Below are 24914 nucleotides of genomic sequence, written 5' to 3' on the forward strand. Positions count from 1 at the left end.
TTCCGATCTGAGGTCGGGACTCCTCCCTTGCGGGCGGTCTTCATGGCCGCCCGCCCCAAACACGCGCGTCAGCTGGCGTGAAGCGCGAACCAGCGATCAAGAAGTTTTTGCTGCAGGATTTTGGCGCGCGCATTCCAGGATGCCGCTCCCGGCGGATTTTCCCGTTCGTCCTTGGTCAGCCCGTCCCTTCGGTCGGTATCCGCGGCGAATATGGCAAAAGCCAGCGTTTTTCCGTCTGCCCCGTCCAGATAGCCTGCAAGCCCGCTCACGAAATTGAGCGTCCCCGTCTTGGCCCGAACCTTCGCCGGATGGTTCTGAACGATTTTCCGGTTCCCGTCCCGCATCGGGATTTCCTTCAACAGCGGCTGCATTTCCAACCGGTCGCGCACGCCGACCAACAAGGCCACCATGTCCGGCGCTTCTACCCGGCTTTTGTCGCCAAGCCCGGAATGATCGACCAATGCGATACCATCGGTGCCAAAGCTTTCATTGGCCCAGGCGCTCATTTCTGCGGCAGACATGCGAAAGGACGTCACCTCACCCAAACGCGCCGCAGTGGTCGCCATCCCCACCACCTCTGCCGTCAGGTTGGTCGAGAATTTCAGCATGTCCCGCAGGATCACAGCCAGAGGCGCACTGACATGCGCGGCCAGCTCTGTGACCCCGTCTGGCAAATCCGCCAGCAGTTTTGCCGCCGACAGCTCTATCCCCACCGAACGCGCAAATGTCTGGAAGACTTCGCCGGCATAGATCTCCGGCTTTCGCACCGGCAACCAGCGCGCGCCACCATTGCCAAGCGCCCCGCGCGCCACGGTCCAGTTGTCCGACACACCGCTGTCTTCGTAGGTGTAGATCGGGACATCGCGGGTGATGACCTTCATCCTTGCGACATGGACGTCGGGTCGCAATGTCCGGGATCTCGCATCCATCGAAACCGCATAGTTGCTGCCATTCCGGCGCCACTCGAAATGCACGCGGTTGAAATTCAGGTTCAGGCCGGACACGGCGGGATTGTACCCGACATGGTCTGGCTGGGCGGCGTCAATCGCCGGAGCGGTGGGCAATCCGCCACCAAACACCAGAAAACCGCCCTCGACGCCCGTGATGCCCGCGTCCTTCAACGCGTTGGCAAGGCCATGCAGTCCGTCCGTATCCAGCGTGGGATCGGCCCCGCCCGCGAGGATAAGATCGCCTTTCAACACGCCATCCACCACCGGCCCTGCAGCCAGAAGCCGCGTGCGAAAACGGTGATCGGGGCCCAGAACCTCCAACGCATAAGCGGCGGTTATCGCCTTGGCCACAGAGGCAGGCGGCAACCCCACATTTGGGCCCATCCGTTCGATAATTTCACCCGTTGCGACGTCTGCCACGCAATAGGTCACCTGACCGTTCAGCTTTGCCTTGGCGATCAGCTCTTCCGGTGGGGTCGACGCCATGGCCAGCAACATCTCGCCGCGTGCCACGGGCCGCAACGACTGTGCCGGCGCATTGGCAAGTGCAGGCGCGGCAGCCGCGAACGCAGCCGCCCCGCCCAGAAATGCCCGTCTTGAAATTGGTCCCTTCATACCCGACCAATACCCTCCCCCGCATTCGGACGACAAGTCGAGTTCTCGTGATCGGCGGTCGCGGCACCGCCCCCCTGTGCCGCACGCGCTGCACGGATCGCGGTAGAGCTGAGATCAACCATCGGCATATTCACGAAGCACCAGGACGGCGGCTTTGACAGCGCCAGAAGATGGCTTGCCTTGGCAGGCAGTCTTGCGCTGCGGAAAACGCGCGCGGCGACAGAGGTGCGCGCGGAAATCCGGTCGCCCGGTCGCGCAAGAACCCCCACGGGCACAGTCGCCATGATCTGTTTCCAATTGTCCCAGCGGTTGAACTGCACCAGGTTGTCCGCCCCCATGAGCCAGACAAAGCGGATGCCGGGATAGCTGCCTTGCAACTGCGCAAGCGTCTCAGCCGTGTACCGCGTCCCCGCCTGAGCCTCGAAATCCGTGACCCTGACGCGGGGATGTTGGATCAGGGCGCGCGCTGCCGCGATCCGCTCTTCCATCGGTGCAGGTCCGCGTTTCTTGAGCGGGTTGCCGGGCGAAACGAGCCACCAGACCTGATCAAGCTCGAAGCGACGCAGCGCCTCCATCGTCACACGCACATGCCCGGCATGCGGCGGATCAAACGATCCTCCCAGCAGCCCGACGCGCATGCCCGCACGCAAATATGTCTTCCGCAGCAGCATTCTCCTCCCCGTGGGCCTCGCGTGGTTCCAGCGACCAACGGCCCGCAATTCAGAAACTACCCTTGGGCGGGAAGATCAACGGCTAATTGCCTTGAAGAGGAGACAAATGCCGCAATGGGGCGCATCAGGAAGTGGCGCGGGGAATGTCTGTCAACGGCAGCCGCACAGTTCATTGCAACAGCACGAATTATCTGAGATTAGTCAGACAAGATGACCGACGCAATCTCCCGCATCCGACGTTTCAACCGCGCAGTCTCGACCGAGATTGGCGCTCTTGACCATTCCTATTTGGGCCGGGGCCGCCCCTTGGGCGCCGCCAGAGTGCTTTGCACGATCGGGGAATCCGGCGCCGTGGTATCGGAATTACGTGACCTTCTTGGCCTTGATTCCGGCCTGATGTCCCGCCTGCTGCGCGGGTTGGAAGACGAAGGTCTGATCACCACAACACCCTGCGATCAAGATGGCCGTCGCCGTGTCGCCCGCCCGACAGAAGCGGGATGCGCAGAGATCCTCGCCTACGATGCCTTGTCGAATGAACGGGCCGGCCGGATTCTCGACCTGTCCGGCGCGCAGTCCGAGGCGATGCTTGAGGCGATGGACCGCATCACCACGATTTTGGGCCAGCACCGCATCGAGATTTCAGAACATCACCCGGAAACCCCGGATGCACGGCATTGCCTGCAACGCTACTACGACACGCTTGCCCGCCGCTTCGAGACCGGTTTCGACGTCGCGCAAAGCCGGGACCCTGACATTACCGACCTGACCCCGCCCAGAGGCAGCTTTCTTGTCGCCACGTTGGAAGGCGCGCCATTGGGATGCGTTGGCGTTAAGGGGGACGGCTCTGAACTTGCCGAGATCAAGCGCCTTTGGGTCGCGCCATCGGCCCGCGGCATCGGGCTGGCGGGCAAGCTGATGCAGGCAGCAGAGCACCGCGCCAGCGACTTGGGCATCACCACCTTGCGGCTCGATACGAACAAGGCATTGACGGAAGCAATCGCGCTTTACCGGAGCACCGGCTGGCACGAAATTGACGCCTTCAACACCGAGCGATACGCGCATCACTGGTTCGAAAAGCACCTGTAACCGCGCCACCCCAGACTGAGATGTCAGGTTGAGGGCTTGGCCAGACACCTGAGTATGCCCTTTCCAGCACCCTTCCCGCAGCGCCACCGATTATCCCGGCTCGCGCAACGTACAAACGCGGGCCGCCCCCTATAGCCTGCGTTGCAGCCGACACACAGGCGGTCTATACGCTCAGGAAAGCCTCAGCACAGATCGGGATCGTTTCAGACATGGCAGCTTATCAGTACGTCTACCACATGGATGGTGTTTCCAAGACCTATCCCGGCGGCAAGAAATGCTTTGAGAACATCCGTCTCAGCTTCCTGCCCGGCGTGAAGATCGGTGTCGTCGGTGTCAACGGCGCGGGTAAATCCACGCTGATGAAAATCATGGCCGGAATCGACAAGGATTACACCGGCGAGGCATGGGCCGCCGAAGGTGCCAAGGTTGGCTACCTTCCGCAGGAACCGCAGCTCGACGAAACCCTCAGCGTGCGCGAAAACGTCATGCTGGGCGTGGCCGAGAAACAGGCCAAGCTTGACCGTTTCAACGAATTGGCGATGAACTACTCGGACGAGACCGCCGACGAAATGGCCGCCCTTCAGGACGAGATCGACAGCAATGACCTGTGGGATCTGGACAGCCAGATCGACGTTGCGATGGAGGCCCTGCGCTGCCCGCCCGACGATGCCAATGTCGCGACCCTGTCAGGCGGCGAGAAACGCCGCGTGGCGCTGTGCAAGCTGCTGCTTGAAGCGCCCGACATGCTGCTTCTGGACGAACCGACCAACCACCTTGACGCGGAAACCATCGCCTGGCTGCAAAACCACCTGATCGCCTACAAGGGCACCATCCTGATCGTCACCCACGACCGTTACTTCCTTGACGATATCACCAGCTGGATCCTCGAACTCGACCGCGGCCGCGGTGTCCCCTACGAGGGCAACTATTCCGCCTGGCTGGAACAGAAGGCCAAGCGCCTGTCGCAGGAAGCGCGCGAAGACAAGTCGAAGCAGAAGACGCTGGAGCGCGAACTTGAATGGATGCGGCAAGGCCAGAAGGCCCGCCAGGCCAAGTCCAAGGCCCGTATTCAGGCCTACGAAGAACTCGCGGGCCAGTCAGAGCGCGAAAAGGTCGGCAAGGCCCAGATCGTCATCCCCAACGGCCCGCGTCTTGGCGCCAAGGTGATCGAAGTCGAACATCTCAAGAAAGCGATGGGCGACAAGCTGCTGATCGAGGATCTGGACTTCAGCCTGCCCCCCGGCGGCATTGTCGGTGTGATCGGCCCCAACGGCGCGGGTAAATCGACGCTGTTCAAGATGCTCACCGGGCAGGAACAGCCCGACGAAGGCACGGTCTCTTACGGCGACACCGTGCAACTGTCTTATGTCGATCAGTCGCGCGACGACCTGAACCCCGATGACACCGTGTGGCAGGCGATCTCTGGCGGGGCCGAAGTGATCAAGCTGGGCGATGCCGAGGTCAACTCCCGCGCCTATTGCGGATCGTTCAACTTCAAGGGCGGCGACCAGCAGAAGAAGGTCGGCCAGCTATCGGGCGGGGAACGCAACCGCGTCCACATGGCGCGACTGCTGAAAGAGGGCGGCAACGTGCTGCTGCTTGACGAACCGACCAACGATCTGGACGTCGAAACCCTGCGCGCCTTGGAAGATGCCCTTGTCGATTTCGCCGGCTGCGCCGTGGTCATCTCGCACGATCGCTTTTTCCTCGACCGGATCTGTACCCACATCCTCGCCTTCGAAGGCGACGCCCATGTCGAATGGTTCGAAGGCAATTTCGAGGATTACGAAGAAGACAAGAAACGCCGCCTCGGCGCCGACGCGCTGGAGCCGAAACGGGTGAAGTTCAAGAAGTTTGTGCGGTGATAGAAGGATCTGGCGTCTGGAAGACCATGGACATGTGATCGCACTGTGCGCCGGACTTTGACCGTCTATCGTATGGAAATCTATCCAGCTTTGTAGATTTGGGCGGCCTTAGGGTCGCCCATTGCCATTTGGGGTAACCGCAGAAAGTTTGAGCGTTTTTGCCCGAAAGAGGCTGCTGAATACCGCTATTCTGCCCTACACTTTCGGCACCTCCCTCGGCTTTCCCTCCTCGTCGATTGCAACGAAGGTAAAGATCGCCTCGGTCACTTTTTCGCGGCCGCGGGTGCGGCCCCGGCGGACCCAGGCTTCGACCTCGATGGCCATGGACGTCCGCCCTACTCGCTGGATGCTGCAATAGACACACAGCACATCGCCCACCTTGACCGGACGGATGAACTTCATCGCGTCGACCGCCACTGTCGCTACACGCCCGTCCGCGCGTTCGCCCGCAACGATACCCGCGGCGATGTCCATCTGGCTCAGCACCCAGCCGCCAAAGATATCGCCGGACACGTTGGTGTCCGCAGGCATTGCCAACGTCCGCAGCGTGACGTCTCCATCGGGTTCGATATCCATGCAGCTCTCCTTGGTTTTCTTCACCATAGCACCGCCCCGAACGACGCCAAGCCCTTCACGTCGCGCCGTTTTTGCGAACATCGGCAAAAGGTGCAGCACTGGACGCCATTTATCGCACAGGCATCTGACGTCCGGCTTCCGTTCCCCCGGTCCGAAACTGGTTTGGTTCGCCGCACTTGCCGGAACTACTCGAACGGATAGGCGCGGGCTCCGAATGTCCTCGCGCACTCTCCAATTGCTGGGACGCCCCCATCCCCGCAGCTTGATATCATCGGATTGGAATATGAATTGCACCGCAAGGGGAATTTCTGATGGCATTGGTCATTTTGACACTTAACGGATTTGCCAGCTTTACGGCCTCGTTGGTTTACATGGTCGTTTTTCGTGCGTCTTTGCTTGAGGGGTTGCTTTGCCACATCTTGCTGTCTGTCGCAGGCGGCTTCGCGTTCATGCTGCTTATGTTGACACGGCTGGCACACCAGTCCGTCTGTTGGCGAATACGGCCCGAAGGGGGGCACGCACCGCCAACTAAGCCACTCTACCAAGGCGAAGCAGCACACCGTGACAGCCAAGCTGCCAATCCTTCCCGTGACGCGCCTCAGCATCCAGAGGCAATCAAGGCAGGCCGGATTGGCATTTCAGCCTCGCGCCAGTCAGTAATACCTGACTGTGGCCGATCCCCGTCTTGAGGCATGATTGGAGGCAGGAGGAAAGATCCGATGAAACCCAAGCATAGCCAACCCGCACCAGACACGGCGAAGAAACCAAAAGCCGCGCCTCAGCCCCCGAAACCCTTTCGCTTTACCGATTGGGCGGCGATCTGAACCAATGCGCGACCCCACGCGCATTCCGGAGGCGGTACCGGCACATTCCTGCCATCCCCCCGGTCTTCACGCTCTTTAAACTCCGATGTCGTAGGACTCCCCCGACGGGCAAGATGGCACCCCATCCGCGCCCGGCCACCAGAACGGGGGTGACAGGTGCACAAAGATCACAGATCCGACGACATTCGGGCTTTTACCGGCGCTTTTATTGCCACTGCGTGCCTTATCTTGTCGCTCCTTGTTCCCAACCTGGTTCGGGCCGCTCCTTCCGCCGCGGTTGTGATGGATATGCGCACGGGGCAGGTTTACCTTAACGAAGATGCCGACAAACAGCTGCATCCCGCCTCATTGACCAAAATGATGACGCTCTACATCGCCTTCCAGGCAGCCGCCTCTGGCGATATCGATCTGGACGCCCAGACGACTGTCTCTTCAACCGCAGCCTCGGTGCCGGGTTCTTCGCTGAACCTGTCTGCCGGTGAGCGTATCAGTCTTCGCGATTTGGTGACCGCGACCGCAATAAAGTCTGCAAATGACGCCGCCACCGCCCTGGCAGAGGCTATCGGAGGCGACACAAAACGGTTTGTCGCGCGGATGAACGCGACGGCGGCCCGGATCGGCATGACCCGCACGCATTTTAGGAACGCACATGGGCTCACAGCCGAGGGGCATTTGTCCACCGCTCGCGATATGTCATTGCTGGGGCGCCAGTTGTTCTTCGATCATCCCGAATTCTTCGACCTGTTCAGCAAGGTTCATGCGTCGTCGGCCGGACGCAAGATCGCACATACCAACCGGCGGTTCCTCGGCGCCTACTCGGGCGCTGACGGGATCAAGACAGGGTACACGCGCGCGGCGGGCTACAATCTCACCGCCTCCGCCCACAGGGGAAAGAAGCGGCTGATTGTTACTGTGTTCGGCGCGAGTTCCTCTGCCGACAGGACTGCCCGCGTGTCTACCCTTATGAACAAAGGTTTCAGACAGGCGCCAGAGCTTGTCAAATGGATCCCCCCGGCCCCCACTAGGCAGACCCGGCCAAAAAGTAAACCGCTTCTTGTCAGTGCTCCGGCCCCTGACCAATCGACAGTACGCCTGAGTCTGATCAATGTGTCCTCCCGCGCCGCATCCGGGCTCGGATCAATCCACGGCCAGAGGCGCGACAGCCCGGACAGTATCTCCGGCGATGCGCGCGGTCTCCTCCGGCCCAGGGCGCGCCAAACGCCCACCCCTCCCCTCAAACCACGCGCCGCAAAGCTCGGTGGCGTCGCGCTTGCCGCGATCCTGCGTTAGGCCGCCCCCACGCGGCCGCGCCTCCTCCCGTGCCTGTTGCGCTGCTGACATCCAGTCAACATGGTGCTGGCGAAGCGACACGGGTGAAAAAACTGGTGCTATCAAAGCGTCCGATTCTAGTGTGACACAAACCCCCGCGCCAAAATCGGATCCGCAAACTAGGGCAGGAAAGTACGTCGGCTCTGCTCCGAGCACTTGCTCCGCAAATCGGCCCGTTCACTCCGATCTCCAAAGCTGGAAGTGTCTCCGGACAACACAACCGTTGGGATCCGCCATACCCACTGGCCGACACAGAAACGACCCGGAAAACACAGCAGTCGTCACTGACGACGCTTTGGCCCCACTTAGTGGGTTGCGAGCCCTCCGCAAGCTGTGCTAAGCGCCCCTGACGGAGCGGTGGCCGAGTGGTCGAAGGCGCACGCCTGGAAAGTGTGTAGGCGGGAGACCGTCTCCAGGGTTCGAATCCCTGTCGCTCCGCCATTAAACCTGCATCAATTTCAGGTTTTATTTTATCCAAACAACAACTTAGCAAACTCAAGGCATACCCGACACCATCGAGTTGCTACACAATTTGCTACACATTTCCTCTCATTCACAATGCGGCGCGCTGACATCTGTAGCAGCAGAAGGGTCGCCAGCGCGCCTGACGCGGGGTGTCTATGCCCGCGTGTCTCAGGGGAAGATCACGACTGGCGCAACTCGTTCAGGGCTTCCTGGGCGTGCATCAGGTCGTGCGCGGCTTTCAGGGTCTCGAAAGCATTTCTCAGACGCGCCTGCCGGGCTATGGATCGGGTAGCGCTGGAACTTTTGGCGCTTCGGCTTGTCCGCTGCCCGGCAGTGCATTGTGCAGCAAGAAGAGGCCTTCACGTCAGGCAGCCGAGCAATGCCGTATCGCCGCAGGCAGTAATGCAGTGCTGACCGCGTCAGATGTGGGATCAACAGTTGCAAAGCATAAAGGCCGCCATCCAGCGGCAGTCATGTATGCCGCCGGTATGCCTCGACCATCTCCTCCTCAGCCTTGGTTAGAACCGTCGAGCGCGGCTTCGTGGCCGTCGTTCGGCTTCAGGTCCGGTTCCGGACTTCCAAGTCGAGCTGAGCCTTCGGGTTTCGCGACGCCCGAACGAGCTCCGGTTTCAAAGCGAGGCGGCGGCGCGGCTGGCCTGGTCGTAATGGCCCGAAAGCGCCCGCAACATCCGCGCCAGTTCGCGCAGCTCGCCGCCGCCCAAATCGGTCGAGGACAACCCCTCCAGCAGACATTGCCGCCGAACGTCGCGATACGCCGTGCAAAGGGCTACCCCCTCGGGTGATGTACGGTAAAACACTTCCTTGCCGCGCTTTTCAGACAGCAACAGCCCGGCCCGCAGGAGTTTGCGCAGGGCGTAATTCACTGTGTGCGTGTCTTCGATATTGAGCAGGAAACAGATGTCGGACAGGCGCTTGTCACGGGCGCGGTGATTGACGTTGTGAAGGATGAGGATCTCAAGCGGGCTCATATCGGGCTGACCGGCGGCGTCCATGCAACGGTTCATCCAGCGCGAGAACCCGTTGTAGACGACGATCAGGCCAAATTCCAACTCTGACAATTCCCAACCCTCGCCTTCTGCAAGATGGCGGGACGAAACGATTCGGCGGTTGGCCGGGGCTTGCTCGGACATCTGGCACTTTCCTCATACACATTTCGCTGACGTTTTAAGCATATCATGTCATGAATTCCGCATCGTTTCAACGCAGAAGGCACCTATTCACAATAGACACTGACAAAACGTTGACAAATTGCGAACGTATCGCCAGCCTCGGGATATCCAAAAAAACAGGGAGTGCAAAATGTTCGCATCACGTATTCTGGGCGGTGCCGCCATCGCCTTGGCCGGGCTGGCCATGCCCGCCCACGCCGAAACCTGGGACATGCCGACACCGTACCCGGACGCCACCTTTCACACTGTCAACATCACCGAATTCGCAAGCGACGTGGCGGCTGCCACAGATGGCGGGCTGGAGATCAAGGTGCATTCCGCCGCCTCGCTCTTCAAGCATCCCGAGATCAGCAAGGCGGTGCGCAGCGGGCAGGTCCCGATCGGAGAGTTCTTTCTGTCGCTTCTGGCAAATGACAACCCGGCATTCGGGGCCGACTCGCTGCCCTTCCTCGCGACGAACTATGACGACGCAGAAAAGCTTTGGGCGGCACAGAAGAGCGTGATCGCTGGGCTGTTGGATGAACAGGGCATGATGGTGCTTTATGCCGTGCCGTGGCCGCCGCAGGGGCTTTATACCACCAAGGAAATCGCCACCGTTGACGACCTCGCGGGACTGAAATTCCGCACCTACAACGCGACGCTGGAGGAATTCGCCAACCTGGCAGGGGCGGCACCAACACAGGTCGAAGTACCGGACATTGCGCAGGCATTCTCCACCGGGCGGGTCGAGGCGATGATCACCTCGCCCTCGACCGGGGTGAATTCCAAGGCGTGGGATTTCCTGACGCATTACACCGATATCCAGGCCTGGATTCCCAAAAACATCGTGGTGGTGAACAAGCGGTCGTTCCGCCGTCTCGACGACCCCACCCAAGCCGCCGTGCTTGAGGCCGCCGCCGCAGCCGAGGCACGCGGCTGGGACATGAGCCGGGCCGAGACCGAGGCGCAGACAAAAGTGCTGGCCGAGAACGGCATCACGGTGGTGGAGCCATCGGAAGAGCTGATGACCGGCCTCCGCGAGATCGGCGCGCAGATGCTGGAGAACTGGAAAGCCGAGGCAGGCGAGGCCGGTGCGGCCCTTCTGTCTGCCTACCAGCAATAAGCCATTCGGCCGGGCGCCATGGAGCGCCCGGTCCCGCAACGCCACGGGTGACAAAATGCGCACGACACTGGATTTCATTTACCGGGCCTCAGGCGGCCTCGCGGCCTTCTTCATCTTTGCCATCGTGGCGCTGGTCTTTGCCCAGGTCTGCCTCAACCTTGCGGACAAGATCGCCGCCGCCGTGACTGGCAACGGCGTCGGTCTGACGATCCCGTCTTACGCCGATTTCACCGGCTTTTTCCTTGCCGCCTCCACCTTCCTCTCGCTGGCCTATGCTTTGCGGGCGGGGGGGCACATCCGCGTCACCCTGCTGTTGGGCCGCCTGCCGAAAAAGGCGCAGCGTGGCTTTGAGATCTTCGTCGTGACCGTCGCGCTGGCGATGAGCGCCTATGCAAGCTGGTACCTGATCCTTCTGGTCTACGAATCCTTCGAATATGGCGACCGATCGTCCGGCATGGTGTCGGTGCCGCTCTGGCTGCCGCAACTGCCCGTTGCACTCGGGCTGATCATCCTTGCCATTGCCCTGCTCGATGAATTGATCGGCCTGCTGCGCGGGGCTCCGGCTTCGTGGGACGGCAAGGGCGAAAGCCTGCTCAGCGAATAGGAGCCTGACCCATGTCCATTGCCGCGCTTTCCATCATCCTTCTGGTCCTGCTCTTTGCCTTTCTCGGCGCGGGGCTCTGGGTTGCCTTCTCGCTCCTCGGTGTCGGCATCGCCGCCATGGCGCTGTTCTCCGATGCGCCGCTGGGGCTGGTCATGGCCACCACGATGTGGGGGCATTCGAATTCCTGGGCGCTGGCCGCCTTGCCGCTCTTTATCTGGATGGGAGAGATCCTGTTCCGCTCGCGGCTGTCCGAGGACATGTTCACCGGGCTTTCGCCATGGATGAACCGGATGCCGGGGCAATTGTTGCACGTCAACGTCTTCGCTTGCGGGATCTTCGCCGCGGTCTCCGGATCGTCCGCTGCCACCGCGGCCACCATCGGCAAGCTGTCGATCCCGGAATTGTCGCGCCGCGGCTACCCGGAACGGCTGGTGATCGGCACGCTGGCCGGGTCGGCGACGCTGGGCCTATTGATCCCACCATCGATCATCCTGATCGTCTATGGCGTGGCGACCGAGCAATCCATCGCGCGGCTTTTTATCGCCGGGGTGTTGCCGGGGGTTCTGCTGGTATCGCTCTTTGTCGGCTACGTCGTGATCTGGGCGCTGCTCAACCGCGACAAACTGCCGATGGAGGACATCTCGGCCAGCTTCCGCGAGAAACTGCGCCGGTCGCGCCGCCTGCTCCCGGTCGTGCTGCTGATCGGCGGCGTCATAGGCTCGATCTATGCCGGGATCGCATCCCCGACCGATGCCGCCGCCGTGGGCGTCGTGCTGGCACTCATCCTTTCGTGGAGCTCCGGCACGCTGACACGTGAAAGCTTCACCGCTGGGCTGATGGGGGCCACTGTAACCTCCTGCATGATCGCCTTCATCCTGGCGGGCGCGTCTTTCCTGACCGTGGCCATGGGCTTTACCGGCATCCCCCGCATCCTGGCCGAATGGATCGGCGGGTTGGGGCTGTCCACTTTCACCCTGCTGGCGGCGCTGACGGTGTTCTTCGTCATCATGGGGTGCTTTCTCGACGGCATCTCGGTCGTCGTGCTGACAGCTTCCGTGATCATGCCGATGGTCCTTCAGGCGGGGATCGACCCGCTCTGGTTCGGCATCTTTCTGGTGATCGTCGTCGAAATGAGCCAGATCACCCCGCCCGTGGGCTTCAACCTCTTCGTGCTGCAATCGCTCACGGGCCGCGATATCCTGACAGTCGCGCGTGCGGCCTTGCCGTTCTTCTTCCTGATGATCCTCGCGCTGGTGATCATCGTGATCTTCCCCTCCATCGTGACCTACCTGCCGGAGCAGATGTGACCCAGATTCAACAAGACCAAGCACAGTTTCCGCTGATCCGGACCGGCGGAGTCGACGGCCTGCTGGTCAGCTTCGGCGACCGGCTGAGCGAGCCTGCCAACCGCGCCGCGCTTGCCTTTCGCGCGGCGGTGGTACGCGAGGGCTGGGACGGCATCGAAGAGACCGTTTCGACGCTGGTTTCCTGCTTCCTGCGCTTCGATCCGCTGCACCTGTCGCATCAGGAGCTTACATCGAAGGTGCAGGCCCTGGCCGACAGTCGGAACTGGTACGACGCCGCCCTGCCCGAAGGCCGCCGGTTCTGGCGCGTCCCCACGGTTTACGGCACAGCGCTGGCCCCTCAACTGGAACAGGCAGCCGCAGCGGCGGGGATGAGCGCGGCAGAGGCTGTCGCCTCGCTCTCGGAAGCGCGCGTCCGGGTCCAGGCCCTGGGCTTTGCACCCGGCCAGCCCTATCTCGGCGAATTGCCCGAGGCTTGGGACATTCCGCGCCAGAGTCAACTGACCGAGCGCGTGCCGAACGGCGCGCTGGTGGTGGCGATCCGCCAGTTCGTACTCTTCGGTGTTTCGGCCCCCACCGGCTGGCAGCATGTCGGCCAGACCGCGATCACGCTGTTCCAGCCGGACGCGGACGAGCCAATCCGCCTGCGCCCCGGCGACGAGGTGCAGTTTATTGCCACCGATCCCGAAACGCTGGAAAACATGCGCCGCGACCCCGATGGCGGCGCGACTTACGAGGCGATCCGATGAGCGCACAACTCAGGATACTCCGCGCAGGCCCCGGCCTGACCTTGCAGGACATGGGGCGCGGCGGCTGTCTCGCGCTCGGCCTGTCGCGCGGCGGGGCGGCGGACCGGCTGGCGCTGGCCGAGGGTGCGGCGCTGCTGGGTCACGAAGCCGATACGCTGGCGCTGGAAATGGCCGCGATGGGCGGCGAGTTCGAGGCCACCGACGACATCCGCATCGCGCTCACCGGCGCGCCCATGCGTGCCACCATCGACGGCGAACCCGTGGCCTGGCACGCCTCGCACCTGCTGCCCGCAGGGGCGCGGCTCTCGATCGGTGCGGTCACGCGGGGATGCTACGGCTACCTGCATGTCGGTGGCGGGTTTGTTGCCGAAGCCTTCCTTGGCGCAGGCTCCACCCATCTGGCCGCCGGGATCGGCGCCGTGTTGCAGGAAGGCGATTGGCTGGAGACCGGCGCGGACAAGGGCGGGCAGACCGGCCTGCTGTTGGAGCCAGAGGACCGTTTCGCAGGTGGCCCCGTCCGCCTCACCGCCAGCTTTCAGACGCATCAATTTGCCGAGGCCGAACGCGCGCGGCTGCAATCCGAACCCCTGCACCGCGCTGCCCGCGCCAACCGGATGGGCGTCGCCCTGAAACCCCAAGGCGGCGGGTACCATATTGAAGGCGGGCGCAACGTCGTCTCGGAAATCGTGCTGCCCGGCGACATCCAGATCACCGGCGACGGCACGCCCTTCGTGCTGATGTCGGAATGCCAGACCACCGGCGGCTATCCCCGGATCGGCACCGTCCTGCCCTGCGACCTGCCGCGTGTCGCTCAGGCCCCGGCAGGCGCGGAGTTGCGGTTTCGCTTCGTCGACCTAAACGAGGCGGTGGAACTGGAACGCACCGAGGCCAAACGCCGCGCAGAGCTGGGCAAACACCGCCGCCCATTGATCCGCGACCCGCGCCAGATGCGCGATCTGCTGTCCTATCAGTTGATCAGCGGCGTCGTCGCCGGGGATGAAGACATCTAAGGAGGACAAGATGGCACCAACAGTCGATCTCAACGCAGACATGGGCGAGAGCTATGGCGCCTGGAAGATGGGTGACGACGCGGCATTGCTGGACATCGTGACCTCGGCCAATATCGCCTGCGGCTTTCACGCCGGCGACTGGGATGTTATGGCCGATACCATGCAGGCGGCGGTGGCCAGGGATGTTGGCATCGGTGCCCATCCCGGCTTTCCCGACCTTCACGGTTTTGGCCGGCAGCGCATGAAGATGGCGACATCGTCGCTGCAGAACCTCGTTCGCTATCAAGTCGGCGCCGCGCAGGCGATGGCCAAGGCGGCGGGCGGCGCGGTGCGTCACCTGAAGCTACATGGCGCCCTGGCCAACATGGCCTCCGAAGACGAAGCGATGGCGCGCGCCTGTTACGAGGCAGCACTGTCGGTGGCACCGGACATCATCATCATGGTGCTCGCAGGGACTGCGCAGCAGCGCGCGGCCAGTACGCTCGGCTGCCCGGTCGCCTGCGAGATCTTCGCCGACCGCGCCTATAACGACGACGCGACGCTGGTTGACCGCAGCCTGCCCGGCGCGGTGATCCACGATCCGGACCTCGCCGGCAAGCGCATGGCCGATATGGTCCGCGAGGGAGCCATCCTTACCCAAAACGGCAAACGCATCGAGACCCGCATCGACACCATTTGCCTGCATGGCGACACGCCATCAGCGGTGAGGATCGCCGCCGAGGTCCGACGCGCGCTGCAAGACAGCGGTGTCGCTCTGGCCCGTTTCAACGGCGCGCCGGTCTGACCACGGTGTAGGTCAAGGGATCTCAAGGCGCGTCCGGGTGGGCGCTTGAGTCAAACGATGCCGCGGTTTCGCACAGGATGTCGATAAACGCCGTGATCATGCTCGAGACGGGCTGCAACTCAGGCTGGGTGACCACATAGGTATAGTCAAGACGCGGCTCGAAGGGCCGGGTCACAACGCCGCTGCGGTGCCAGGGATGGGCGGCAAAGGGCTCTATCAACCCAATCGCAAGGTTTTGCGCGATAAGCGCATAGCCGGTGTGCGAGCTTTGCGTGGCGATATTGCTGCTGAACCGGACGCCGGAATTTTCCAGCACCGCCATCGTGGCATCCCAATCCACTTCTCCCTCGGGCAGAATGCGCAAAACATTCTCGCTTTCAAGGTCCTGCGGCACGATCACATCCTTGCCCGCAAGCGGATGCGAGCTGTGCATCGCGCAGACATGAGACGCCCGCAGAAAGGTCTTCTGCGTCAGTCCCGGCAGGTCTGGGAAAGCGTGGGTGATTCCCAAACTGGCTTGATTGCAACAAGTCCGTGACCAAGAAACGTGTCCAACGTTACGTCAAGGAAGGACGCAGGGTGCATCAACTGGCACCATGTCGACGTGCCTGACAGTTCCGGTGCGCAAGTCGACCTGTCGCCGATCATGACCTGCGGGCAGGTGGCTTACGGCGCAACTCTGCCACATGCCGAGATGGTGGCCGCCGTGAACGCCGCGGGCATCCCGGCGGCGGTGCCCTTTCACGCCGGAACGCATCTGTGCAACCAAATGCTCTACACCACGGCACATGCAATCCAGAAACGCGGCCTGCAGACGCTCATCGGGTTCATCCATGTTCCGCAACCCCCCCGCAATGGTGCCGTGATGGAGGGCCGCAATCGGCAGATGGCCTCCATGAGCCTTGCCATGACAACCCACGCCATAGAGATCTGCATCGCCACGCTCGCGACCGTATTGACAGCACGACAAACAGAGACCGTTTGAGCAGCAGACCGACATGCCCGCAACCACCCCACCGAAAACGCCCCTGCCGTCCGTCCGCGACCTGAGTGTCGAGTTCGGCGACCCGTCCTCCGCCGCCCGCGTTGCAGGGGGCGAGTTGTTGTTTCAAGCAGATCCTGCACATCATCCGTGACCTTCAGGCCGAGATGCAGACCTCGGTAATCTTCATTAGCCATGGCATGGGCGTCGTGTCGGAAATGGCCGACGATGTGCTGGTGATGAAGGCGAGCAAGCCCATTGAGGCCGGCGCGGTGAAGGAGGTGCTGGGCCATCCCAAGGCGCCTTATACGCAGGCGCTTCTGGCAGCGGTGCCGAAACTCTTCGACATTCCGGCGCAAGAGATTGCGCCAGAGGACGTCCCGGCCAAGCCGGTGGACCGCAGCAAACCGATGCTGGAGATCAAGGATCTGACGGTGCGCTTCGACATCCGGGGCGGGCTGCTGAGCCGTGTCACCCACCGCGTCCATGCCGCCGAGAAAGTGTCGTTCAACATCTATCCGGCCGAGACGCTGGCGCTTGTGGGTGAATCCGGCAGCGACAAGTCGACCGTCGGCAAGAACTTCCAGCAATTGCAGGATCCGGTGTCCGGCGCGATGCGTTTTCACGGGCAAAATATCTTTTCGCTCCCCCCCCGAGGACCGCAAGGCGTTCCGCAAGCAGACGCAATATGTCTTTCAGGATCCCTACGGCTCGCTCAACCCCGGCATGCGCCCGACCCGGCCGCCTCTTGAGGGCGAAATCCCCAGCGGCATGCGGGCCGTCGGGGACGAACCCGCGCCGATAGAATTTGTCACGGTCAGTGACGGGCATTTCGTCGCCGCACAGGTTTGACGACACGCCCTTTCACCCTTTCGCTATCCCAACAGGAGACTTGATAGATGAACATCCGCCAAACTTTCTCGGCAAAGACCGCGCTGCGGTCCGCGCTGCTGGTGTCCTGCCTCGCGCTGGCCGCCCCGGCCTTTGCCCAAGGCACCACCCTGAACGTCGCCCAGCAACAGGACCCGCAGAACCTCGACCCGATCGACACGTTCCGCCTGTCCTGGGGCTCAATCGGCAGCAATATCTTTGAATCGCTCGTGTTTCGCGGCGAAGACCTCGACGATGAAACCCGCATTGCCGAGCTTCTTTCTGGTGGTGTAGATTGGGGTTAGATTGGTTCGGTGGGTGTTTTCTACTGGTATTGGGGCCTTTACGCATAGACTGCAAACCGTTTAAACGCGTAAAATGCCGTATTCGGTATAGGCAGGCGCTGATCCCATTTCATGGCAAGTAGGCTGCAATCCGCGACTGCCAAAAGATGGGTACTTCTCTATTACCCCATATTTCCATGCATCATTTAAGCGTCTCAGCATTCATATCAACCGCTGTGCAAAAAGGCAGCGTCGCACCCCGGCTCGCCACGAAAGGCTTCAGAAAAGCGAACGTTCGATGCGGTCGAGAAAGAATACATCGGGGTCGAGTTAAGCGGAGATTGGCGAATCCGAGCGGCCGCGAAGGACTTCAACCCTTCAGAATCGTGGTTTCCCGGCGTGGGATGCCTTGCGCAACGACTTCCTTGACGTAGTCGATGGGCGCTGCCTCGGTCGTCAGAGGGGCGTGAAGCAGACCACGGAACCCTGCGGCAGCGACAATGCGCGAGCTCGAATGCGGCCCGCAGATCTGACTCTTGCCGATGAAGGTAAGCTCCTGCTCGGCCCCGATCCGGTTGGCATAGACCACGGAGATGCCGTTCTCGATTGCGCGGGCGGGGACGAGAAAATCTGCGACGTCATCTTCTGGTGCCATCAGGGCGGTGGGAACCAGCACCGTGTCGGCGCCCAGAGACGCAGCCTCGCGGACCAGTTCCGGGAACTCCACATCGAAGCAGATCAGGACGCCGAACCTGCGGCCCCCGTAATCGAAGATCAGCGGACCAGTGCCAGAGGTGAAGACGGATTTTTCCCAATCTCCGTAAAGGGCGCGCTTGTGATAGGTAAGCGGAGCAGACGATCCGGGCAGGAAGACATGCGCAGCATTCGCCACCCCTTGCGCAGTAACCTGATAGGCCCCGATCACGAAGGCCACGCCCGTTTCGTCGGCAATCTGCGACAGGCGCGTCAGGTGGCCCTGGCTGACCGTTCGGGCAATGCCATGCACGTCTGGCGAGGGCCGGTAATACCCGGTCAGGTAGCATTCTGGAAACACCAGAAGCGCCACACCCGCCGCGTGGGCTTGGGCGACCGCGCGCCCAACCTGATCGATGACTTCGGATAGAGTGCCGGGAGGCGTTTCCTCTTGCCAAAGGCCAATGTGAAATTCAGGGGGCCGGGTCACGCGCCTTCAAAGCCTTGCAGCACGTTCACGGCATTGATGCCGATTTCCTCGACCGCATAGCCGCCTTCCATCGCGAAGAGTGTTGGCATATTGGCTGCGGCGAGATCTTGTCCTGTAGTCAGGAAATCTTCGCTGCGCAGCTTGAAGAAACTGATCGGGTCATTCTCAAACGTATCGACGCCGAGGGACACGACCAACGCGTCAGCCCCGTATTCCGCGATCTTTGACAGGGCGCGCGCAAGGCCCTCTCGCCAGACAGCGAATGTGGTGCCCGGCGGCATGGGCAGGTTGAGCGTGTGGCCCTGGCCCGCGCCCATCCCGGTTTCCTCGGCGTGTCCAAGGAAATAGGGATAGGCGTCCAACGGGTCACCGTGGAGGGATATGAACAAGACATCGTCACGATCGTAGAAGATATCCTGAGTGCCGTTGCCGTGGTGAAAATCGATATCGAGGATCGCCACGCGACACGCACCGTGGCTAAGCATGTGCTGTGCCGCGATAGCTGCATTGTTCAGGAAGCAGAAGCCGCCATACATGTCCGCCGTGGCGTGATGGCCGGGCGGGCGGCATAGCGCGAAGGCGGCACTCGCACCTTCTTGCAGCCGCTCGGCACCAGTTAACGCGACTTGTGCACTGGCATAGGCAGCGTCCCATGTGGATTCGGTCAGGCTGGTCTCGGCGGACAGCGCGTAATAGCCCAGCAACCCGTCGATATGCCGCGGCGGACGGTCCACCATCCGCCGGGCGGGCCAGGACGTTGGAATAGCCTCGCCCTCGAACCCCGCCTCCTTCCAGCGACCCCACGCGGTGCGCAGGAAATCGGTGAAATGCTGCGGGTGGATGGCGTGGATCGGATCCATCCCGAAATCGTCGGGATCCGACACCGCGCCCAGACCCTCTTCGCGGATGCGCGCAATCACATGTTCCGCCCGCGATGGGCGTTCGAATGGCGCGACGAGCTGTCCGCCGAAAAGCTCTGTCCGCGCATCACGCAGCTTGTGTTTTGCGGTGTAGATCGTTTCCATCTGCGCACTGTCCGATCAAGGAGAAGCCGCTCGCCTGAAAGCGGCGCGCGGCGTTTGGGTTACTTCTTCAGTGCGGTCCAGATGCGGTCATACACTTCCTGAGTCTGCTGATCGCAAACCTCGATGAAGACACCTTCGCCCGCTGTTCCAGGCGGGTTGGATTCCGGCTGAGATGCCAATTCGGGATCCATGTATTCACCCGCGCCGGTGACGCCTGCGCCGTAGCGTGCATAGTTCGAAACCGCGGCGATATTTTCCGGCTCCAGCAGGAAATCCATGAATTTCAGGGCGTTTTCGCGGTTGGGCGCATCGTTCAGCAACACGACATTATCCATCCAGACGACATAGCCTTGGGTCGGAAAGGCGTATTCGACATTTGCACCCTCGGCGCGGGCTTTGGCGCCGAAGCCGTCATAGATCTGGCCCACCGCCACGTCGCCGGAGACCAGCACCTCCTTGGCCGTGTCAGAGTTGAACGACGCCCAGTGCCCCTTGGCCTCTTGCAGCATGTCGTTCAGCGCCTTCAGCTGATCGCGGTCAGTCGAACATTGCGGAATTCCAAGGTGCAGCGAGGCCATCGCCAGCACTTCGCCCTGGCTGTCGAGCATATTGATCTTGCCCGAGAGCTCGGCCGGGGGATTGAACAGAATGTCGGTGGTGTCGATGTCGCCCTGATAGATATCGCGGTTGACCATGAAACTGGTCGAGCCCCACTGGTAGGGGATCGAGTGCTGGCGGCCGGGGTCGAAGGCCGGGTCAGCCCATTCCGGTGCGATATTGCCCGTGTTGGCCAATTCGCCCTCTGCGATGGTGTCGAGCAGCCCTTCGTCGGCCATGATCTTGACCATGTAATCGCCCGGCACGGCCACGTCATAGGTGCCCATCGCCCCGGCTTTGAGCGAAGCCAGCAGCGCTTCGTTGCTGTCATAGGTGTCCATGATGATCTCGACATCATTCTCTGCGGCGAATTTGTCGAGAAGCTCCTGCGGAATGTATTCGAACCAGTGATAGACGGCGAGTTTACCTTCCGCCTGTGCGGCACTGCCTGCGGCCATAAGGGCAGCGGCGGCGATGGTCGATGCCAGGATGTTTTTCATTATTTGCTCCGTTGTTGGACTTTAGTTGTCTTTTTTGCCGACGAAATACGAGACCGTGACCATGATAATCGAAAAGCCGACAAGCATGGTCGAAATCGCCATTATGTTGGGCTTAAGTCCCTGTTTGACCGCACCGAAAATCGCGGTGGGCAGGGTTTCGACGCCAGCGCCCTTCACGAAGTTGGTGATGATGAAATCGTCAAGCGAGATGATGAAGGCCAAGAGGTAGCCAGACACGATCCCCGGCATCATCAGCGGCAGCAGGATCCGGGTGAACGCCTGCCGTTTGGTGGCATAAAGGTCCAGCGCCGCCTGTTCATAGGTATCCTCGATCCCCTGCATCCGGGCCGAGATTGGCAAGTAGGCAAAGGGGATGCAGAAGGCGATATGCGCCAGAAGGATCGTCAATAACCCACGCTCGAATCCGATGGAGTTGAAGAAGATGAGCGTGGCCACGGCGGTCACGATCTCTGGCACCATCAGCGGCAGCGAAATCAGGCCCAGTGACAGCACCCGCAGGCGAAACTTGCCGCCCCGGATCATCGCCGTGGCAGCCAGCGTTGCAATTGCAGTGGCCACCGTGGCGGCGATGATGGCGATGACAAAGCTGTTGCGCGCGGCGAGCTTGAACTTGGCGCTTTCCGGACCGGTGAAGACATCGGCGTACCAACGCAAAGAGAACCCTTCCCAATTCACGATCGAGGCCGAGGCGTTGAAGCTGTAGACCGCGACGACCATGAGCGGCAGGTAGAGGATCAGCAGGCAAAGGACGGTCAGTTGCACGAAGCCGGGGTAGGATTTCACATCAAATCTGGCCTTTGACATCTCAGCGCTCCTTGCCGCCCGCACGCGCTTGCTGGCGCGCGTAAATCGTCAGGATAATGAGGACCACCGACAGCAGGATCATCGAGGCCGCAGCGCCGAACGGCCAATTGCCGGCATTGCCCTTGAATTGCTCCTCAATGAGCGAGCCGATCATGAAGTTCTTGGCCCCGCCCAGCAGGTCAGGTGCAAGGAAAGCCCCCAGCGACGGCACGAAGACCAGAATGCAGCCTGCAATGACGCCCGGTTTGACAGCAGGCAGAACGATGCGGCGCAGCGTGGTCCATTTCGACGCATAAAGATCGGCCGCCGCCTCGCTGAGCGAGAAGTTATAGCGCTCAACCGCGGCATAGACCGGCAGAACCATGAACGGCAGGTAGGAATAGAACAGGCCGATCTGCACCGCGAAATTGGTGTTGATCATCTGCAGAGGCGCGTCGGTCAGCCCGCTCCAGACCAGGACATTGTTGAGCGGCCCCTCTTCGCGCAGCATGAAGCGCATGGAGACGGTGCGGATCAACAGGTTGACCCAATAAGGGATCGTGATCAGGAACACCCAGAGCGGGCGGACGTGGGCGGGCCGCGTGGCGATGAAATAGGCGGTGGGAAAGCCGATGAACAGGCTCAGGATCGTGGCCAGCCCGGCCTGCCAGATCGACCGCCAGAAGATAGTGATATAGGTCCACTCGATGCTGCAGGGCTCGTCGCCAAAAAGGCCGCGATCACAGAAGAACTGGTCATAGGCGGCAAAGCTGAACTCCCAGATCACCCCGCCGCGAAACTCCTTGGTCAGGAAGGAATAGACCAGCATCAGCAGAACAGGCACCAGCACCAGAATGGAAAGTGTCGCCCATGTCGGGAGCAGCAGCCACGTGCGCACCTCTTTGTAGGTGTCGCCCTGCGTGCTGCCGCCGCCTGCCGCACCGCCCGCCATCAGTTGGCCAGAAGGCGTGCAGAGCCGAACTCGACATCAACGAACACGTCGCTGCCGGGCTCGAAGATCCGCGCCTTCCCTCTGTCGGAATTCTGGGTCCGCACCGTAAGCCTCATGCCACCGTCAAGCCCAATGATGCTTTGCACGTCAGTGCCGACATAAACGTTTTCGATGACGGTGCCGCGGAAGTTTTCAGCCTCGACCTGCTCTTGTTGCAGCTTCATCCGTTCCGGCCGGATCGACATATGTCCGGATTGACCCACGTCGATCCCCGGCACGGCATCGCATGTGAGGGTCAGGCCGTTCTCAAAACCACATAGCACCCGGTTGCCGTCCTTCGATTTGACGATCACATTGATCAGGTTGGTCTCGCCGATGAAATCCGCGACAAAGCGGTTTTCCGGGCGCTCATAAATGTCGCGCGCCGCGCCCAGCTGCTGCATCTCGCCCGCTGACATCACGGCGATGCGGTCGGACATGGTCAGCGCTTCTTCCTGATCGTGGGTGACGAAGATGAAGGTGATCCCGGTCTCGCGTTGCAGGTGCTTCAGCTCCAGCTGCATCGCCTTGCGAAGCTTCAGATCCAGCGCCGATAACGGCTCGTCCAGAAGCAGCACCTTGGGTTGGGGTGCCAGCGCGCGGGCCAGCGCCACGCGTTGTTGCTGGCCACCGGAGAGCTGCGAGGGTTTGCGCCCGGAGAATTGCGAAAGCTGCACCATTTCAAGGATTTCGCCCGCCCGTTTGCGCGCCTCGGCCTTGCCGCGCCCCAGCATTTCCAGCCCGAAACCCACATTTTCCAGCACGCTCATATGCGGAAACAGAGCATAGTTCTGGAACACCGTGTTCACCGGGCGCCTGTTGGGCGGCAGCTTTTCGATCTCGTCCCCGAAGAGGAAAATCTCGCCCTCCGTGACATCCTCGAACCCGGCAATCATCCGCAGAAGCGTGGTCTTGCCGCATCCCGACGGCCCCAACAGGGTGAAGAATTCGTTATCCTTGATCGACAGCGAAACAGACTTGAGGGCGGTGAAGGTGCCGTACCTTTTGACGGCATTGCGCACGTCGATCGCGTGGACGGTTCCGTCGGACACTTTGTTTCCCCCAAAGGCAGCTTTATGACTTCGCCAACTATAGGAACGGCCGCGTCATGCGTTAAGTCTTAACTCCCTCACCCCGCCTTAGCCTTTTCCTAAGCCGATTTTTCGTTTTTTGCCGAATAGTTAAGCATGCCCCGACGGGTCAGCCGGGTTTCGCATCAAGCGTGAGTATGGCACCAAATTCGGCCTGGTTCTGGTCGAGGAAGGCGCCCCGGCGCACTCCGCAGGCCGCCGTTTTGGCCAGATCAAGCATCACAGATTGGTGGGCATCGCCGCTGCCTATCCGACGTGGATAGGAATCGCTTTGTTGCCGAAGTGGACCACTGATGAGCCGCCGTTGCCGTCGTCAGGCGCGCAGATCCTTCACGACGCGGCCGAGCATGGCCTGACAAGCTTCGATCTGCGAGGTCTCGATATATTCATCCGGTTTATGGCCTTGACCCGACATGGATCCGGGGCCGCAGACGATCGTGGGGACGCCCATTTCCTGAAACACCCCGGCCTCGGTGCCGAAGGCCACTTTGGTAAGCTGCCCGGTCCCGGCGAACTGTCTGGCAAGCCCGACGGCGGGATCATCCGTGGCAATATCCAGCCCGGGATAGGCCGTGAGCGTTTCGAACCTGATACTCGCCGCGGGGCCATATCGTGCGGTTATGCTTTCCGCCGAGGCGCGGATGCGCGAAAGAAGCTCCTGAGGTGCATCGGCCGCGAGGTGGCGCAGTTCGAAGGTCAGTTCCGCAAGGTCCGGAACGATGTTCAGCGCCCGCCCACCAGAAAGCAGCCCGGCATGGGCGGTGCTGTAGGGGATGGAATAGGCATTGTCCCGGGCGCCGCGTTGTTCCAAATTTCGCTGCAAGTCTCGAATGGCAACCACAAGATCGGCGGCAAGGTCGAGCGCGTTGACGAAGTCCGGAGCAAGGGCCGAATGGCCGGATGTGCCCCCACAGGTGGCGCGAAGCGCAATCTTGCCCTTGTGCCCGGTGGCAATTGCCATACCCGTGGGTTCGCCCACAATGCAAAGCCGGGGCGCGCCGATCAACGCAGGCAGCTCTGGGCGCATCTCCTGAATGCCAACGCAGCCGATTTCCTCGTCATAGGACAGCACAAGCGTCAGTGGCGTCCGCAACCCGGTCTGCGCCGCCTCGTCCGCGGCCCCCAGCATGCAGGCAACAAAGCCTTTCATGTCGGTGGTTCCGCGCCCGTAAAGCCGCGACCCCTCGCGGGTCAGCGCAAAGGGCGGGTAGGTCCAGTCCTGTCCGTCAACCGGCACCACATCCGTGTGCGCCGACAGTACAATGCCGCCCGCTGTTGCGGGACCGATGGTGACGACAAGGCCGCTCTTGCCCGGCTCCTTCCCGGCAATCGTCGTCACTCTGGCACCGCGCGTCGCCAGAAAATCCGCGATGTAATCCATCATCTCGCGGTTGGGCCGCGCGCTGACCGTATCGAACCCGATCAACCGGTCGAGGATATCTAGGACGACGCTCATCGCTGCG

24 protein-coding genes, 1 tRNA gene and 1 pseudogene are annotated in these 24914 nt (G+C 61.6%); 13 read left to right on the forward strand and 13 right to left on the reverse strand.

Features of this window, described 5'->3' with window-relative positions; genetic code table 11:
* Positions 1-68 precede the first annotated feature (68 nt).
* Together dacB and EDD52_RS07780 are read right to left on the reverse strand one after the other, a co-directional pair.
* Positions 69-1565 (reverse strand): D-alanyl-D-alanine carboxypeptidase/D-alanyl-D-alanine endopeptidase, encoded by a 1497-nt coding sequence (gene dacB / locus EDD52_RS07775; RefSeq protein ID WP_132243542.1) that lies wholly within the window; start codon positions 1563-1565, stop codon positions 69-71.
* Positions 1562-2236, reverse strand: coding sequence for a nicotinate-nucleotide adenylyltransferase (locus tag EDD52_RS07780; RefSeq protein ID WP_132243544.1), 675 nt, complete (start codon positions 2234-2236; stop codon positions 1562-1564). Before EDD52_RS07780 ends, dacB begins: the two co-directional genes overlap by 4 nt.
* 210 nt (positions 2237-2446) lie before the next feature.
* On the opposite strand from EDD52_RS07780, the gene EDD52_RS07785 reads away from it, so the two are divergent.
* Positions 2447-3322 (forward strand): bifunctional helix-turn-helix transcriptional regulator/GNAT family N-acetyltransferase, encoded by an 876-nt coding sequence (locus EDD52_RS07785; RefSeq protein ID WP_132243546.1) that lies wholly within the window; start codon positions 2447-2449, stop codon positions 3320-3322.
* 209 nt (positions 3323-3531) lie between these two features.
* The gene (gene ettA, locus EDD52_RS07790; RefSeq protein ID WP_132243548.1) at positions 3532-5187 is read left to right on the forward strand and encodes an energy-dependent translational throttle protein EttA; all 1656 of its coding nucleotides are present in this window, start codon (positions 3532-3534) and stop codon (positions 5185-5187) included.
* Between the two features lie 195 nt (positions 5188-5382).
* Here ettA and EDD52_RS07795 read toward each other — a convergent pair whose 3' ends face one another.
* Positions 5383-5763, reverse strand: coding sequence for an acyl-CoA thioesterase (locus EDD52_RS07795; RefSeq protein ID WP_132243550.1), 381 nt, complete (start codon positions 5761-5763; stop codon positions 5383-5385).
* A 1103-nt stretch (positions 5764-6866) separates the two neighbouring features.
* Between EDD52_RS07795 and EDD52_RS07800 the strand changes: the two genes are divergently transcribed.
* Positions 6867-7877 (forward strand): D-alanyl-D-alanine carboxypeptidase family protein, encoded by a 1011-nt coding sequence (locus tag EDD52_RS07800; RefSeq protein WP_279389258.1) that lies wholly within the window; start codon positions 6867-6869, stop codon positions 7875-7877.
* Between the two features lie 390 nt (positions 7878-8267).
* A tRNA-Ser gene (locus EDD52_RS07805) sits at positions 8268-8357 on the forward strand.
* Positions 8358-8663: 306 nt separating this feature from the next.
* Here the strand turns inward: EDD52_RS07805 and EDD52_RS23945 are convergent.
* Positions 8664-8915 (reverse strand): annotated as a pseudogene (locus EDD52_RS23945) (hypothetical protein); the annotation flags it as partial.
* Positions 8916-9010: 95 nt separating this feature from the next.
* On the reverse strand, positions 9011-9532 hold the full coding sequence (locus tag EDD52_RS07815) for a winged helix DNA-binding protein (RefSeq protein ID WP_132243554.1): 522 nt from the start codon (positions 9530-9532) through the stop codon (positions 9011-9013).
* Between the two features lie 169 nt (positions 9533-9701).
* On the opposite strand from EDD52_RS07815, the gene EDD52_RS07820 reads away from it, so the two are divergent.
* From EDD52_RS07820 to EDD52_RS07845, 6 genes are read left to right on the forward strand one after another with little or no spacing between them, the layout of a single operon-like run.
* Complete coding sequence (locus EDD52_RS07820) at positions 9702-10673, forward strand: TRAP transporter substrate-binding protein (protein ID WP_132243556.1); 972 nt, start codon at positions 9702-9704, stop codon at positions 10671-10673.
* Positions 10674-10728: 55 nt separating this feature from the next.
* Positions 10729-11277 (forward strand): TRAP transporter small permease, encoded by a 549-nt coding sequence (locus EDD52_RS07825; protein WP_132243558.1) that lies wholly within the window; start codon positions 10729-10731, stop codon positions 11275-11277.
* Positions 11278-11288: 11 nt separating this feature from the next.
* Positions 11289-12584 carry a TRAP transporter large permease gene (locus tag EDD52_RS07830; RefSeq protein ID WP_132243560.1) on the forward strand — a complete coding sequence of 432 codons (1296 nt, stop codon included), beginning with the start codon at positions 11289-11291 and terminating at the stop codon, positions 12582-12584.
* Positions 12585-12589: 5 nt separating this feature from the next.
* Complete coding sequence (locus EDD52_RS07835; RefSeq protein WP_132243725.1) at positions 12590-13330, forward strand: 5-oxoprolinase subunit B family protein; 741 nt, start codon at positions 12590-12592, stop codon at positions 13328-13330.
* Positions 13327-14340: a 5-oxoprolinase subunit C family protein gene (locus EDD52_RS07840; protein ID WP_132243562.1), complete on the forward strand. Its 1014-nt coding sequence runs from the start codon at positions 13327-13329 to the stop codon at positions 14338-14340. The genes EDD52_RS07835 and EDD52_RS07840 overlap by 4 nt, the downstream gene beginning before the upstream one ends.
* A gap of 10 nt (positions 14341-14350) precedes the next feature.
* Positions 14351-15124 carry a LamB/YcsF family protein gene (locus EDD52_RS07845; RefSeq protein WP_132243564.1) on the forward strand — a complete coding sequence of 258 codons (774 nt, stop codon included), beginning with the start codon at positions 14351-14353 and terminating at the stop codon, positions 15122-15124.
* 22 nt (positions 15125-15146) lie between these two features.
* On the opposite strand, the gene EDD52_RS07850 is transcribed toward EDD52_RS07845, so the two are convergent.
* Positions 15147-15635 carry a LysR substrate-binding domain-containing protein gene (locus tag EDD52_RS07850; protein ID WP_132243566.1) on the reverse strand — a complete coding sequence of 163 codons (489 nt, stop codon included), beginning with the start codon at positions 15633-15635 and terminating at the stop codon, positions 15147-15149.
* A gap of 36 nt (positions 15636-15671) precedes the next feature.
* On the opposite strand from EDD52_RS07850, the gene EDD52_RS07855 reads away from it, so the two are divergent.
* From EDD52_RS07855 to EDD52_RS07865, 3 genes are all read left to right on the forward strand, one after another.
* Positions 15672-16109: a pyroglutamyl-peptidase I family protein gene (locus EDD52_RS07855; protein ID WP_132243568.1), complete on the forward strand. Its 438-nt coding sequence runs from the start codon at positions 15672-15674 to the stop codon at positions 16107-16109.
* A gap of 164 nt (positions 16110-16273) precedes the next feature.
* Positions 16274-16858: an ATP-binding cassette domain-containing protein gene (locus tag EDD52_RS07860; protein WP_132243570.1), complete on the forward strand. Its 585-nt coding sequence runs from the start codon at positions 16274-16276 to the stop codon at positions 16856-16858.
* 147 nt (positions 16859-17005) lie between these two features.
* Positions 17006-17281 carry a periplasmic substrate-binding domain-containing protein gene (locus EDD52_RS07865; protein ID WP_132243572.1) on the forward strand — a complete coding sequence of 92 codons (276 nt, stop codon included), beginning with the start codon at positions 17006-17008 and terminating at the stop codon, positions 17279-17281.
* 349 nt (positions 17282-17630) lie between these two features.
* Here the strand turns inward: EDD52_RS07865 and EDD52_RS07870 are convergent, their stop codons facing one another.
* The 7 genes from EDD52_RS07870 to argE all read right to left on the reverse strand — a co-directional run bounded on the left by EDD52_RS07870 (position 17631) and on the right by argE (position 24907).
* Positions 17631-18443, reverse strand: a complete 813-nt coding sequence (locus EDD52_RS07870) for a nitrilase-related carbon-nitrogen hydrolase (protein WP_132243574.1) — start codon at positions 18441-18443, stop codon at positions 17631-17633.
* Positions 18440-19468, reverse strand: a complete 1029-nt coding sequence (locus tag EDD52_RS07875; RefSeq protein WP_132243576.1) for a histone deacetylase family protein — start codon at positions 19466-19468, stop codon at positions 18440-18442. The genes EDD52_RS07870 and EDD52_RS07875 overlap by 4 nt, the downstream gene beginning before the upstream one ends.
* A gap of 59 nt (positions 19469-19527) precedes the next feature.
* The gene (locus tag EDD52_RS07880) at positions 19528-20565 is read right to left on the reverse strand and encodes an extracellular solute-binding protein (protein WP_132243578.1); all 1038 of its coding nucleotides are present in this window, start codon (positions 20563-20565) and stop codon (positions 19528-19530) included.
* 21 nt (positions 20566-20586) lie between these two features.
* Complete coding sequence (locus EDD52_RS07885; RefSeq protein ID WP_132243580.1) at positions 20587-21390, reverse strand: ABC transporter permease; 804 nt, start codon at positions 21388-21390, stop codon at positions 20587-20589.
* 1 nt (position 21391) lies between these two features.
* Positions 21392-22321, reverse strand: a complete 930-nt coding sequence (locus EDD52_RS07890) for an ABC transporter permease (RefSeq protein WP_132243582.1) — start codon at positions 22319-22321, stop codon at positions 21392-21394.
* Entirely contained in the window at positions 22321-23412 is a 1092-nt protein-coding gene (locus tag EDD52_RS07895; RefSeq protein WP_132243584.1) for an ABC transporter ATP-binding protein, read from the reverse strand. The genes EDD52_RS07890 and EDD52_RS07895 overlap by 1 nt, the downstream gene beginning before the upstream one ends.
* Before the next feature lie 352 nt (positions 23413-23764).
* Entirely contained in the window at positions 23765-24907 is a 1143-nt protein-coding gene (gene argE, locus EDD52_RS07900; protein WP_132243586.1) for an acetylornithine deacetylase, read from the reverse strand.
* Between the last annotated feature and the right edge of the window lie 7 nt (positions 24908-24914).

Source organism: Primorskyibacter sedentarius (assembly GCF_004342065.1).
Taxonomy (GTDB): Bacteria; Pseudomonadota; Alphaproteobacteria; order Rhodobacterales; family Rhodobacteraceae; genus Primorskyibacter; species Primorskyibacter sedentarius.

Excerpts from the sequence above, each read along its gene's own strand:
- dacB (WP_132243542.1), bottom strand. The coding sequence starts at position 1,565 with ATGAAGGGACCAATTTCAAGACGGGCATTTCTGGGCGGGGCGGCTGCG.
- EDD52_RS07780 (WP_132243544.1), bottom strand. The coding sequence starts at position 2,236 with ATGCTGCTGCGGAAGACATATTTGCGTGCGGGCATGCGCGTCGGGCTG.
- EDD52_RS07785 (WP_132243546.1), top strand. The coding sequence starts at position 2,447 with ATGACCGACGCAATCTCCCGCATCCGACGTTTCAACCGCGCAGTCTCG.
- ettA (WP_132243548.1), top strand. The coding sequence starts at position 3,532 with ATGGCAGCTTATCAGTACGTCTACCACATGGATGGTGTTTCCAAGACC.
- EDD52_RS07795 (WP_132243550.1), bottom strand. The coding sequence starts at position 5,763 with ATGGATATCGAACCCGATGGAGACGTCACGCTGCGGACGTTGGCAATG.
- EDD52_RS07815 (WP_132243554.1), bottom strand. The coding sequence starts at position 9,532 with ATGTCCGAGCAAGCCCCGGCCAACCGCCGAATCGTTTCGTCCCGCCAT.
- EDD52_RS07820 (WP_132243556.1), top strand. The coding sequence starts at position 9,702 with ATGTTCGCATCACGTATTCTGGGCGGTGCCGCCATCGCCTTGGCCGGG.
- EDD52_RS07825 (WP_132243558.1), top strand. The coding sequence starts at position 10,729 with ATGCGCACGACACTGGATTTCATTTACCGGGCCTCAGGCGGCCTCGCG.
- EDD52_RS07830 (WP_132243560.1), top strand. The coding sequence starts at position 11,289 with ATGTCCATTGCCGCGCTTTCCATCATCCTTCTGGTCCTGCTCTTTGCC.
- EDD52_RS07840 (WP_132243562.1), top strand. The coding sequence starts at position 13,327 with ATGAGCGCACAACTCAGGATACTCCGCGCAGGCCCCGGCCTGACCTTG.
- EDD52_RS07845 (WP_132243564.1), top strand. The coding sequence starts at position 14,351 with ATGGCACCAACAGTCGATCTCAACGCAGACATGGGCGAGAGCTATGGC.
- EDD52_RS07860 (WP_132243570.1), top strand. The coding sequence starts at position 16,274 with ATGCAGACCTCGGTAATCTTCATTAGCCATGGCATGGGCGTCGTGTCG.
- EDD52_RS07865 (WP_132243572.1), top strand. The coding sequence starts at position 17,006 with ATGAACATCCGCCAAACTTTCTCGGCAAAGACCGCGCTGCGGTCCGCG.
- EDD52_RS07875 (WP_132243576.1), bottom strand. The coding sequence starts at position 19,468 with ATGGAAACGATCTACACCGCAAAACACAAGCTGCGTGATGCGCGGACA.
- EDD52_RS07880 (WP_132243578.1), bottom strand. The coding sequence starts at position 20,565 with ATGAAAAACATCCTGGCATCGACCATCGCCGCCGCTGCCCTTATGGCC.
- EDD52_RS07885 (WP_132243580.1), bottom strand. The coding sequence starts at position 21,390 with ATGTCAAAGGCCAGATTTGATGTGAAATCCTACCCCGGCTTCGTGCAA.
- EDD52_RS07890 (WP_132243582.1), bottom strand. The coding sequence starts at position 22,321 with ATGGCGGGCGGTGCGGCAGGCGGCGGCAGCACGCAGGGCGACACCTAC.
- argE (WP_132243586.1), bottom strand. The coding sequence starts at position 24,907 with ATGAGCGTCGTCCTAGATATCCTCGACCGGTTGATCGGGTTCGATACG.